The organism is Brevundimonas sp. EAKA (genome assembly GCF_000698025.1).
GTDB lineage: Bacteria > Pseudomonadota > Alphaproteobacteria > Caulobacterales > Caulobacteraceae > Brevundimonas > Brevundimonas mediterranea_A.
This window is the reverse complement of record NZ_JMQR01000008.1, coordinates 39,990-51,113: the sequence shown is the minus strand read 5'-3', so window position 1 is coordinate 51,113 and position 11,124 is coordinate 39,990. Positions and strand designations below refer to the sequence as shown.

Below are 11,124 nucleotides of genomic sequence, written 5' to 3'. Positions count from 1 at the left end.
CACCCAGTCGCTCCGCGACGCCCCTCCCCGGAACGGGGAGGGAGAGTGTCGCCGTCATGATCCACACCCTCTCGATCTCCGACCTAACCGTCTCACGCGGCGAGCGTCGTCTGTTCCAGGGCCTCGACCTGCGCCTCCAGGCCGGGGAAGCCGTAGTGCTGACGGGCGCCAATGGCGCAGGCAAGACCAGTCTTCTGCGAACCATCGCGGGCCTGTTACGCCCCGACGCCGGCGAGGTCGCCTTCCATGACGGCGACGGCAATCCGCTGGATGAGCGGCTGGCGCGCGGCCGCGAAACCCATTTCCTCGGCCATCAGGACGGACTGAAGACCAGCCGAACGGCGCGCGAAGAACTGGGCTTCCAGTGCGATTGGCTGGGTCATGTCCAATGCGGCATGGACGATGCGGTCGAAGCTTTCGGCCTGAAGCCTATGCTCGATCTCGAGGTGCGACGCCTGTCCGCCGGGCAGCGCCGCCGCCTGGCCATGGGCCGGCTGGTCGGATCGCCGCGCGCCCTGTGGCTGCTGGACGAGCCGATGGCGCCGCTGGACGCCCGCTGGCGCGCCGTCTTCGCCGACCAGATGCGCCGCCATCTCGACGCCGACGGCCTGATCCTCGCCGCCGTCCACGACCCCCTGCCCCTGCCGGCCCGCACCCTGGACCTGGGAGGCCTGACGTGAGCCGTCCTGTCGACGCCGAACCCCGCCCGCCCGGCCTGCGCGGCGCGACGCGCGTGCTGCTGGAGCGGGAGTTGGACCTGGCCTGGAGCGGCGGAGGCGGCCCCCTGCTGGCCTGCGGCTTTTTCGCCTGTCTGACCGCCGTCCTGCCCCTGGCCGTGGGGGGCGATCCGCGCACGCTTTCGCCCGTGGCGGGAGGGATCGCCTGGCTGGCCCTGGCCCTGGCCTCGCTGCTGTCGCTGGAGCGGCTGTTCGAGCGGGATCTCGAGGACGGCGCCCTGGACCTGCTGGCCCTGGGCCATCTGCCGCTGGAATCGGTCGTTCTGATCAAGGCCCTGGCCCAGTGGATCGCCGTCGGCCTGCCCCTGGCCCTGACCGCGCCCGTCGCCGCCCTGGCCCTGGGCCTGCCGCCGGCCTTGGTCCCGCTTACCGCCCTGTCGGCCCTGATCGGCGGCGCGGGCTTCGCCTGCACCGGAACCCTGGGCGCCGCCCTGGCCCTTGGGGCGAAGCGGGGCGGGCTGTTGATCGCCGTCGTGGTCCTGCCCCTGTTCATCCCCCCGGTCGTCTTCGGCGCCGGGGCGCTGGAACGCGCCGCCTCGGGCCAGTCGCCCGCCCCGGCCCTGGCATTCCTGGGCGCCTATGTCCTGTTCGCCGGCGTCATCGCCGCCTTCGCCGGAGCAGCGGCCGTGCGAAATGCCCAGGGATGACTGAGTTGATCCGCCGCTTGCCCGCCGTCGCGACCCCGCGTAATCGCTGAGCCCATGTTCGGCCTGTCCAATCCGCAGCGTTTCATGGCCTTCACCGGCCCTCTGACGCCCGTCCTCTGGGCGGTCGCGGCCGTGTTGCTGGCGGTCGGGATCTGGCTCAGCTTCTCCGTTCCCGCCGATTATCAGCAGGGCGACACGGTGCGGATCATGTTCGTCCATGTGCCCGCCGCCGTCTGGGGCCTGGGCGCCTATTCGGCCCTGGGCGTCTCCAGCTTCTTCGCCCTGGTGTTCCGCCACGCCCTGGCCGACGCCGCCGCCCGCGCGGCCGCCCTGCCCGGCGCCGCCTTCACGGCCCTGGCCTTGTTCACCGGCTCGCTGTGGGGCCAGCCGATGTGGGGAACCTGGTGGGTGTGGGACGCGCGCCTGACCAGCGTGCTGGTCCTGTTCCTCTTCTACCTCGGCTATATGGCGCTGCGGGCCTCGATCGACGACGAGCAGAAGGGCGCGCGCGCCGCCGCCGTCCTGGGCCTGGTCGGCCTGATCAACCTGCCCATCGTCAAATTCTCGGTCGACTGGTGGAACACCCTGCACCAGCCGGCCAGCTTCCTGACCCCCGGATCCTCAGGCCTGGACCCCGTCTATCTGCCGCCGTTCCTGACCATGCTGGCGGCCTATGGCGTGCTGTTTTCGGCCCTCTGGCTGACGGCGATCCGCACCGAGATCCGCCGTCGCCGCGTCCTGACCCTGCGCGCCCGTCAGGCCCTGGAGGCGTAAAATGCTCGACCTCGACATGACCCCCTACGCCGCCTTCGTCTGGCCCGCCTGGGGCGTCAGCGCCCTGGTGCTGATCGCCCTGACCGCCCGCGCCGTCATCGCCTCGCGAAAATGGAAGCGGGAACTGGAGCGTCTGGAAGAAGACCAGAGCGCGACATCAGACGCGGCAGTCTCCCGGCGTCCTCAAGTAGCGCGAAGCGCGGTAGGACCCCAAAAGTGAACCGCTGGCTGGCCCTGCTCCCCCTCGTCGTGGTGGTGGCGCTCGCCGCCCTGTTCATCGGCTGGTCGCTGAAACGCGATCCGGCCTTCAAGCCCGACGCCATGGTCGGCCAGCCCATCCCCGAGACGGTGCTGCCCATGCTCACCGGCGACACCGCCGGACCCGGCAATCTGGACCTGAAGACGGCAGGCGTGGGCCGGCCCATGCTGGTCAATGTCTTCGCCTCGTGGTGCGCCCCCTGCCGGCTCGAACACCCCAAGCTTCTGGCGTTGAAGGCGCGGGGGATCGCTGTCGTCGGCGTGGCCTACAAGGACGAGCCGGTCGCCACCCGCGCCTTCCTGGACGAGCTGGGCGACCCCTATTCGATGGTTCTGGTGGACCACGAGGGTCGGGCCGGTCTGGACCTGGGCATTTCCGGCGTGCCCGAGACCTTCGCCGTCGACGCCATGGGCCGGATCACCGCCAAACAGTCTGGTCCCCTGCTGAACGACGCCGACATCGAACGACTCGTCGCCTCCATGCAGGCCCCGCCCCGGCCCGCTCCCGGTGAAAAATCGCATTAACTCTCTTTCGAGAGGCCTTGTTAACGATTGATCGCTCCGGATGCGTTAACGTTTGGGCATGAGCGCGATTCGCCCCGGTTTGCCGCAGCCCGTCCCGTCGCAAGGTCTCGACCTGCCGACGGCGCGAAACGCGCAGGCCGCCTTCTTCCGCGCCGCCCTGGATCAGCCCTCACGCGCTCAACCCAGTCAGGAGCCCGCCGCCGCCGTCATGCCCACGGTGCGCACCGCCAATCCGGCGCGCCCCGTCGAACCCGCCCCGGCGGCGCCGGAACGCGAAGAGCCCCGGATCATGCGCCCCGGCTCCTATCTCGACATCAAGGTCTGATCCGACCCAAGCAGAGCGCGACCCTCGGGCCGCCAGGGCGATGCGCTTTGCCGTAGAGCGCGTCGGGACACGTCGTCCCTCAGGATTTTGAGCTGGACACGGAGGGATACCCCTTATTGCGCTCACCTGGGCTTTCAAGGACTCTCAACGCCGAAAACGAGAGACGGCGATGGCAGAGCGCTTCGAAACCGGCCGCTGGGAGAAGACGACGTGCCAATGTCCCAAGTGGGGCGACGTGCAAACCTGCGGACCGGCCAATCATCACGCGGTGGGGACCATGCTGCAGTCCGCCGTCATCCGGCTTGCGCGTCGATGGACGGCGCGGGTGGACGAGGTGCTGGCGGAAGGCGGCCTGAACGCGGGCCAGCTGGCGGTTCTGAACCTTCTGGCCCAACGCCCCTCCGGCTTGATCCAGAGGGAGGCGGCCGATGCGCTGGCGCTTTCGGAGGCCGTCATGTCGACGCGTGTCACCGGCCTTCTTGCGGCGGGTCTGGTGGAGCGCCAGGCCCTGAAGGGGGATCGACGCGCCCACCTCCTGCGCCTTACCGACAGTGGACGAGAGGCGGCGAAACTCTGGTCGGCCTGCGCCTCATGCGTGCAATACAGCGTCGAAAGCTCTGTCTCGCTCCAGGACCTCTCGACCGCCCTCGCCGTCCTGTCCCGGATGAACGCCGCCCTTGGCGCGCACGATTGTTCCGTTACGACGGACGCAGACCCGGCGCCGCAGCCCCGAGGCTGCGCCTGCATGCCCGGACCGGTCTCTATGCTCGGCGCGTGACCGGTATTCCCATTCGCTCCTGAGCCGCGCCTGGGCGTCCCGAAGATCGGGACGGCGGCTCGCTAGAACGCCTCCCAGTCCGATGTCGCCGGCGCAGCCTGGACCCGTCCGCCGCCGACGGCGACGAGGCGGACCGGGCGAGGCTCGGGCGCGGCCTGCTGTCGGGGTGAGCTTCCCGCCGTTCCCAGCTGAAACCGCCCGATCATCGTCATCAGCCCTTCGGTCTCCTGACGGAGCGAATGTGAAGCGGCCGTGGACTCCTCGACCATGGCGGCGTTCTGCTGGGTGACCTGGTCCATCTGGTTGACCGCCACATTCACTTCGCTCAGGCCCGAGGACTGCTCACGGGCCGAGGTGGCGATGTCGCTGATCAGGGCGTCGATTTCGGCCACGCGCTCGACAATGACCCCGAGAGCCTCTCCGGTCTCGCCGACCAGTTTGACGCCCTTGGTGACCTGCTGCGAGCTGCCCGCGATAAGTCCCTTGATTTCCTTGGCGGCTTCCGCAGATCGTTGGGCGAGCGCCCGCACTTCGGAAGCGACGACGGCGAAGCCGCGGCCGGCCTCTCCAGCGCGCGCCGCCTCGACCCCGGCGTTCAGGGCCAGAAGATTGGTCTGGAAGGCGATCTCGTCGATCACCCCGATGATGTTGGTGATCTCCACGGCGGATCGCTCGATTTCCGACATGGCGGAGATCGCCTCGCCCATGACGTCGCCAGAGCGTTGGGCGTCCCCCCTGGCCCCGAGCGCGACGGCGGCCGCCTTCTGCGCATTGGCGGCGCTGCTGTTGACGGTCGAGGTGAGCTGATCAAGCGCCGCGGCGGTCTCTTCCAGACTGGAGGCCTGCTGTTCGGTCCGGCGCGACAGTTCGTCGGAAGCGACGCCGATCTCGTCGGCGCCCGCGCGAATCGCGCCCGCGGTCGCGCCGACGCTAGTCATGGTCGCCTGGAGGGTTTCAACGGCGCTGTTGAAGTCGATCCGGAGCTTGTCGAGTTCGGGTATGAATTTGGTCGTTATCCGCTGCTGGAGATCGCCCTCGGCCAGCGCCGTCAGCGCATCGCCGATCACGGTTACGGCCTCCACGCGCTGCGTCACGTCTGTGGCGAATTTGACCACCTTGGCCACCTTGCCGTCAGGACCGAGGATGGGGTTGTACGATCCCTGGATCGTGACGACGCCCCCGTCCTTGCGAACCCGCCGAAACTCGCCGGACTGGAACGCGCCGCTCGCGAGCGCCGCCCAGAACTGCTGATAGTCGGGGCTGTCACGGTATTCCTGTTCGGCGAAGATCTCGTGTTTGCGGCCGACGACTTCATTGAGCTGGTAGCCCATGACATCGAGAAATCGCTCGTTGGCGTTGACGATCGTGCCGTCCAGCTTGAACTCGATCATCGCCTGGGATCGCCCGATCGCCTGAATCTGGGCCGCGAAATCCTCGCTGGCGAGCCGGTGATGGGCGTCCGCCCACTCCACGACAAAGCCGGCTGGCTTGCCCCGCCGCTTCAGCGGGCTGACGTGAAGGTCGAAGGCCAGGTCTCCGACGCGGATGGTGGCCGAATGCGGCTTGGTCAGGGCCGCCAGCATGCCGCGCTGATGGGCCGGGTTCTTGTGAAAGATGTCGATGTTGCTGCCGACCAGTTTGGCGACGCTGAAGTTCGGAAGTTCCTTGCGCAGATCCGCCTCAGCGGCCTGCAGCAGGTCTTGAACCGCAGGATTCAGATAGGTGATGTTCAGGTCCTTGTCCGCGATCATCACATTGGTTCGCAAGGCTTCGACAGCTTCTTCAAGCACCAGCGACGCCGATCGTTTTCCCTTGCCCAACATTGCGTCCCAGTCTTTGCCCGGTTGATTCCCTGCTTGGATATCATCCATTCGCTACCAAGACGTATGGATATGCTCAGCCCCCGAAGCATCTGAATCGACACGCCGTTTTACGCTTCAGCACGGTGGGTTCCGGCGCCTGTCGGCCCGGCCTTTCATGACGAACCCGCCGCCTCCGACGGCGCCGGGACAACGGACGTCCACCGTGATGACCGAAGGGATGGAGGAAACAAATCGGGGCCTGCCGCGAAACGACAGGCCCCTGATTTTGTCAGTCTCGACTTGGAGCGGGCGAAGAGATTCGAACTCTCGACCCCAACCTTGGCAATGTTGGGGATCAGCATTTCCGGGCTTTTCAGCACGTTCCAAAAATCAGTTTTGTATATTGTTTTAACTAGGTTTTCTTGTTTATCCGGTTACGGAGCGTTTCGCCCGGTTTCACTTGAGTTGGTAGCGGAGTGGTAGCGGTGGCTCGGAAATGAGCGTAGATTTCCATCGCCATGACGAAGCAAAAACTCACCAAGCGCGTGGTTGAGAGCGCGCCCGTTCCGGAGAGCGGCGAGGGTCGAATTTGGGACAGCGAGATCGCAGGCTTCTGCCTCCGGATCTATCCCGGGACCGAAACCCGACAGGGCCATGCCGCCAAGCCTGTCCGAAGGATGTTCGCCATCAAATATCGGGTCCGCGGGATCCAGCGCTGGCTGACGCTTGGCGAGCATGGGGATGGGCCGGACAAGCTCACGGCGGATCGGGCTCGCAAGGAGGCGGCGTCGGTGGTGGTCGATGCGCGGCGCGGCATCGATCCCGGAGAAGCCCGCAGGCGCATCGAGGGCCTCACCGTCAAAGGCCTGGTCGAGTTGTATCTGGAGAAAGGGCCGGACGACAAACCGACCAAACGGGATTCGTCATGGGCCATGGACCGGACCAACCTCGAGCGCCACGTCGCGCCCCTGCTTGGGAAGATGGCGCTTGATACGGTCACCCGCGACCACATCACCGGGATGATCCGATCGATCACGGCCGGGAAGACCGCCAAGGATGTAAAGACCAAATTTCGTGGTCGATCCATCGTGAAGGGCGGAGCAGGCATCGCTGACCGCACCTATTCCACCCTGCGGGCGACCTTCAACTGGGCGATCGATAAGGGCCATTTCGCCGGCCCGAACCCCTGCGCGAAGGTCGAACGCAAGCGCCGACCGGCGGTCGAGCGCTTCCTGTCCGAGTCCCAGGCCCAGGACCTGATCGCCGCGCTCGACGCTCTGGAAGCGGATGCGACGATCTCCGAACGGCAGGGCGCGGTCTATCGGCTTCTGCTTCTGACGGGTGCGCGGCGCAACGAGATCGCTGGTCTGCGCTGGACGGAGGTCGACTTCGACCGGCGCCGGCTCGTGCTGCCGCCGAGCCGCACCAAGGCCGGTGGGCGCACGGGGGATCGTCGGATCTCGCTCAACGACATGGCCTTCGGAATCCTGCAGCGTCTCTACAAGACGCGCGGGCGAAGCCAGTTCGTCTTCCCGGCCACCAAGGGCGACAACGGATATGCGACGTCCGAGTCCAAGATCTGGCGCGACAAGGTGCTCCCCAAAGCCAAGCTGGAAGGCGTGCGCATCCACGACCTGCGCCACAGTTTCGCAAGCTTCGCCTTGGCCGACGGGGCCAGCCTCCCGATGATCGGCAAGGCGCTGGGACACGCCAACAGCCGCGCTACAGAACGGTACGCCCATTTGAGCGATGACCCAGTTCGGGCGCTTGCGGAACGGATTGGCGAGCGCTTCAGTCCTAAGGTGACTTAGCAAGCGTCTCTCTGATGGGCAGGTATGCCATAAGGATCCAATCCGAGTTTGACAGGCCGCAAGTTACGACACTCAGGGCGCCCCAATAGGCCGACCAATAAACCTGCAATTTCGATCAATCCGACCCTTCAGCATTGGCTGGATGTCTCGGGCGGAAGAACTGGGCATATCGCGAAGTCGAACACGCTATCGCGGCCGCACGCGTCACAGGTCCATTGGAAACCCTGGCGGATCTCGTCGGGAAAAATCCGATGGATACCGTCGCAATTCTCGTGTGCGCATGGCGCTGGAAAGGCTTTCGTTGTCCATTTTCCCTCCCCGTCCTCCTCGAAGAAGACGAGATGGTCAGCGCCGCAGGCTACGCATTTTGCAGGAAACTGACCTGCTTCGTCGCGCGGCAAGCGTTTGCGCATGTCCTCGCCACATCTGAAGCACGGGCAGTGAGAGAAGGTCCCCATAATGAAGGAGGTCTTCGCTGGCGTGACGACAGGATCGAGTTCCTCAACCAAGGCTTCGCATCGCCGCCGCAACTTTTCGAAATCGGGGCCGCCCTTTTCATTTAGCTGCTTCAGGGTCGGGAAGTGCAGGTAGCTCCCAATGGCGCCGTAATTGTCCTTCAACGTCGCTTGGCGGATGGGCTGCTCGAAGAAGACAGCGGCGCGCGCGTCATCCACTCCGGGAGCCAGGTTGCGGGCGATCTTGACGGTCTGTGGAGTATCGGCCCGAGGGTCGATTTCAAGAAGCAGCCTCAGAACCTTAGGTGGCTGCCACGTCTCATAGACGCTGGGCGGGACATCTCGCCTGTAGTCGTGCAGCCGGTCGTAAGCGATCGCCTCGAGCGTCAGGCGCAGTTCCAAGGCGGCATAGCGTAGCGCCTGGTCGTCACCTTGGGCCAGCAGCGCCTTCGCCCGCGCAAGTGCCTGACGGGCCTCATGACGGAACTGCATGCTCGCCCTTTCCGGAAAACAATGTCACAGGTGCCACCGATCTGTGACGTCGCCGCAGGAATGACTCCCTCGGAGCTGGAGGCCCCCCATCAGGTCGCGGGCTTCCGCATAAACAGCCTCCATCGGTTTGCCGCCCTCGCCGCTCTGAACCCAGTGCTGGACACGGTCGGCCAACTTGACGGACAGAATTTCACTCAGGAGGTCGCCAAAGGGCGCCGGGAAGTTCTGATCGCGCATCGCGCCCTTGAGCAGGATTCCGACCGTCGGGGTGACGGCGATCAGTTCTGCGCCTCGATAAAGCTTGTCGTCCGTCAGACCAAAGAAGCCGGATCCGCACGGATGGTGGATCAGGCCGCGCTTGTGCAGCCGCTCGATGCGCACCCGCGGCAACCCGGAGATCCAGTAAGGAAACTTCGGCTCGCCCGGCTCAATGCTCATAAGGAAAAACGGGTCGAAATCCTCTTCCCAAGAAATCCGCCCTGCTTCTTGCTCCGCGTCGAACGCCACCTTCATCTCGGCCACTTCGACCAGCCAGCCAAGCAAAGTGAGATGGCTGTAGCCAGTAGTTAGATGCTCGCTGTGAATCCGAAGGATCGGCAGGTTATCTCGCTTGCAGAGCTCGTCCTTCTTGGCGTCTCGCTCCCGCTGGCGGACACTTCGGTGCGACGCTCCGTCGAACTCGATCGCGTAGACCGGGTCACAGTCATTGCGACAGATCACAAAATCGAAGTGCGCTTTTAGCGCGTAGGTCTTGAGGTCGCCGGTTGCCCCGACCTCGTCGGGATCAATCACGTCCGCGACCCGAACTTTCGGAAAAATGGACAGGCCGAATCGGTCGGCGACCGGCTTGACCGCGTTGTGGGTCATCTGCTCGTAATGATCGAAAAGGCGTTTCACGGCCGGCTCCGGGTTGACGCGTCAGCCCTAGCACGGCGAGAACATAGGGCGAACCGCACAAAGGGATTGATCCTCCTGTGCGCGACCGTTGCGCGGTAGTCGCGCGATACGGCCACCCGCGATTGCGGCCTAGCTTTGCCGTATCCATATCTCCGATGGTCGAGTTTTCGACGGGATGGGGGTGCCGCACATGGCCACTGCAAACTATTGGCTGAGCTTCATGGTCGCGACTGAACGTTCTGCAGCGAAAGGCGTCGAGTCTCTTCGCCGCCAGTCGATCTATGCGGCCGTCCAGGTCTTCGACTCGGGCTACTGGGACGAGACGACCTCGTTCATTCTGTTCGAAGCCGATGATGACATCGACGTGGTCGGCAAGGCGGTGGTCGCCGGCCTCGATTCTGATCTCGACCTCCTGATCCTCCGAAAGGTGTCAAGCGCGAGCGCCCGGTACTGGGGCAAGGTCACGCAGCCAACCTCTCTGGGCGGCTACGTCGCAAACATCGCCCGCTTGCGCTGATAAGGACGCCCCATGCCTGATCTTACACAGGGGCACGCTCCGCCCGCCTATTGGCAGCAGTTCGAAGACCTGACCGTAGGCGCGGCCCGTGTCGTGTTCGGCGACCCGACGCCGCAGAAGGTCGGGCGGCAGGGCCAGAGCCAGAACGGACTCGACGTGCTCGTTCAGGCGGAAGATGGCCGCACAATCGGCATCCAGTGCAAACAGCGCGATGAGCGCGACGCGGACAATGTGCTTCTGGCTGGCGGGGCCATCACGGTCAAGGCGTTGACGGACGCTGTCCGGCGCGCCGAGAGCCATCCGGCGAAACTGGACCTGTTTATTCTCGCGACGACGGCCAAGCCGGACCGGGCAATCCAGAACAAGGCGGCCGCCATGGCGGCTGCCCGCAAGAAGGTTGGAAAGTTCGGTGTCCTGACCTGGTCCTGGGGCGACTATGACGCGGTCCTGAATCGCGATGCACGGCTGCAGGATGAATATTATCGGACCGTCGCCCAGGGGCTCACGGCGCCCGAGCGCGATCAGAAACTGCTCGGGCTTTTCGCGGTCGCTTTTGATCGTCCTGCGTTTCGCGACCCGTTGAGCTGCGAGCATGCCGACAATTTCAAACAGGCCCTAATCGACACTCAGCGCCTTCTCGCGACCGGTGATCTTCTCGACAGGGAGGGGAGACGGGTGCAACGGGCTATTGGTGGGGTTCGCACGCTCAACGATGACGATCTTCGTCTTGGAGCTGAGGCTCTCGCCGGTGAGCTGAACGACTTCAGGACCACCTTGCTGAGAGCCGAGCGAAACGGCGATGTAAGCCAGCACAATGACTGGCTGATGATCCCGAACTTCGCGGTTCAACAGGCTTTGGAAGACAAGCGGCGTCGCGTGGTCACAACCTTGAATCGATTGCTCCTTGCCGCTGACCTTGCACCGCTCCCGCAACATTCCTGGTGAAAAAGCCGTGCGGCCCTGAAGTACGCGCAGGGCGCGCCAGCGTCCTCAAGGACAGGCATGTGCTTGGGCCCGTTGAGTTGTTCTACCCCGCCTATCTCGTGACATTCTGACGTGCGGGCGCCTGCACCGCCGGTTTCGCTGCCATCAGCCTTGGCGGCATT

Annotated in this window: 13 protein-coding genes; 10 read left to right on the top strand and 3 right to left on the bottom strand. The window is 65.1% G+C overall.

From position 1 onward, the window contains the following. The first annotated feature begins 56 nt into the window (after positions 1–56). The 7 genes from ccmA (at position 57) to ER13_RS17605 (ending at position 4,044) form a co-directional block, all read left to right on the top strand. Positions 57–680 carry a heme ABC exporter ATP-binding protein CcmA gene (ccmA, locus tag ER13_RS02590; protein ID WP_035306138.1) on the top strand — a complete coding sequence of 208 codons (624 nt, stop codon included), beginning with the start codon at positions 57–59 and terminating at the stop codon, positions 678–680. Next, on the top strand, positions 677–1,384 hold the full coding sequence (gene ccmB, locus ER13_RS02585; protein ID WP_081836095.1) for a heme exporter protein CcmB: 708 nt from the start codon (positions 677–679) through the stop codon (positions 1,382–1,384). The genes ccmA and ccmB overlap by 4 nt, the downstream gene beginning before the upstream one ends. 54 nt (positions 1,385–1,438) lie before the next feature. Beyond that, positions 1,439–2,158, top strand: coding sequence for a heme ABC transporter permease (locus tag ER13_RS02580; protein ID WP_035306135.1), 720 nt, complete (start codon positions 1,439–1,441; stop codon positions 2,156–2,158). A gap of 1 nt (position 2,159) precedes the next feature. After that, the gene (gene ccmD, locus ER13_RS02575) at positions 2,160–2,378 is read left to right on the top strand and encodes a heme exporter protein CcmD (RefSeq protein WP_035306132.1); all 219 of its coding nucleotides are present in this window, start codon (positions 2,160–2,162) and stop codon (positions 2,376–2,378) included. Then, a complete protein-coding gene (locus ER13_RS02570; protein WP_035306130.1) occupies positions 2,375–2,941 on the top strand; it encodes a DsbE family thiol:disulfide interchange protein in 567 nt (188 codons plus the stop codon). Before ccmD ends, ER13_RS02570 begins: the two co-directional genes overlap by 4 nt. A 58-nt stretch (positions 2,942–2,999) precedes the next feature. Then, positions 3,000–3,266, top strand: a complete 267-nt coding sequence (locus tag ER13_RS02565) for a hypothetical protein (protein WP_035306128.1) — start codon at positions 3,000–3,002, stop codon at positions 3,264–3,266. A 169-nt stretch (positions 3,267–3,435) separates the two neighbouring features. Next, positions 3,436–4,044 (top strand): MarR family winged helix-turn-helix transcriptional regulator, encoded by a 609-nt coding sequence (locus tag ER13_RS17605; protein ID WP_052004757.1) that lies wholly within the window; start codon positions 3,436–3,438, stop codon positions 4,042–4,044. Positions 4,045–4,106: 62 nt separating this feature from the next. On the opposite strand, the gene ER13_RS02555 is transcribed toward ER13_RS17605, so the two are convergent. Continuing rightward, complete coding sequence (locus ER13_RS02555) at positions 4,107–5,834, bottom strand: methyl-accepting chemotaxis protein (protein WP_368664381.1); 1,728 nt, start codon at positions 5,832–5,834, stop codon at positions 4,107–4,109. Positions 5,835–6,364: 530 nt separating this feature from the next. Between ER13_RS02555 and ER13_RS02550 the strand changes: the two genes are divergently transcribed. Then, positions 6,365–7,657, top strand: a complete 1,293-nt coding sequence (locus ER13_RS02550; RefSeq protein WP_035306125.1) for a site-specific integrase — start codon at positions 6,365–6,367, stop codon at positions 7,655–7,657. 128 nt (positions 7,658–7,785) lie between these two features. Here ER13_RS02550 and ER13_RS17600 read toward each other — a convergent pair whose 3' ends face one another. Next, positions 7,786–8,604, bottom strand: coding sequence for a hypothetical protein (locus ER13_RS17600; protein ID WP_052004755.1), 819 nt, complete (start codon positions 8,602–8,604; stop codon positions 7,786–7,788). Positions 8,605–8,628: 24 nt separating this feature from the next. Next, complete coding sequence (locus tag ER13_RS17595) at positions 8,629–9,501, bottom strand: DUF2726 domain-containing protein (RefSeq protein WP_052004753.1); 873 nt, start codon at positions 9,499–9,501, stop codon at positions 8,629–8,631. 190 nt (positions 9,502–9,691) lie between these two features. On the opposite strand from ER13_RS17595, the gene ER13_RS02535 reads away from it, so the two are divergent. Beyond that, positions 9,692–10,018 (top strand): hypothetical protein, encoded by a 327-nt coding sequence (locus ER13_RS02535; protein WP_035306123.1) that lies wholly within the window; start codon positions 9,692–9,694, stop codon positions 10,016–10,018. A gap of 12 nt (positions 10,019–10,030) precedes the next feature. Continuing rightward, a complete protein-coding gene (locus ER13_RS02530; RefSeq protein WP_035306121.1) occupies positions 10,031–10,963 on the top strand; it encodes a hypothetical protein in 933 nt (310 codons plus the stop codon). Positions 10,964–11,124: the final 161 nt, after the last annotated feature.

What these genes read in the sequence shown, in the direction of transcription:
- ccmA (WP_035306138.1), top strand. Translation starts at nt 57, where the DNA reads ATGATCCACACCCTCTCGATCTCCGACCTAACCGTCTCACGCGGCGAG.
- ER13_RS02580 (WP_035306135.1), top strand. Translation starts at nt 1,439, where the DNA reads ATGTTCGGCCTGTCCAATCCGCAGCGTTTCATGGCCTTCACCGGCCCT.
- ccmD (WP_035306132.1), top strand. Translation starts at nt 2,160, where the DNA reads ATGCTCGACCTCGACATGACCCCCTACGCCGCCTTCGTCTGGCCCGCC.
- ER13_RS02565 (WP_035306128.1), top strand. Translation starts at nt 3,000, where the DNA reads ATGAGCGCGATTCGCCCCGGTTTGCCGCAGCCCGTCCCGTCGCAAGGT.
- ER13_RS17605 (WP_052004757.1), top strand. Translation starts at nt 3,436, where the DNA reads ATGGCAGAGCGCTTCGAAACCGGCCGCTGGGAGAAGACGACGTGCCAA.
- ER13_RS02550 (WP_035306125.1), top strand. Translation starts at nt 6,365, where the DNA reads ATGACGAAGCAAAAACTCACCAAGCGCGTGGTTGAGAGCGCGCCCGTT.
- ER13_RS17600 (WP_052004755.1), bottom strand. Translation starts at nt 8,604, where the DNA reads ATGCAGTTCCGTCATGAGGCCCGTCAGGCACTTGCGCGGGCGAAGGCG.
- ER13_RS02535 (WP_035306123.1), top strand. Translation starts at nt 9,692, where the DNA reads ATGGCCACTGCAAACTATTGGCTGAGCTTCATGGTCGCGACTGAACGT.
- ER13_RS02530 (WP_035306121.1), top strand. Translation starts at nt 10,031, where the DNA reads ATGCCTGATCTTACACAGGGGCACGCTCCGCCCGCCTATTGGCAGCAG.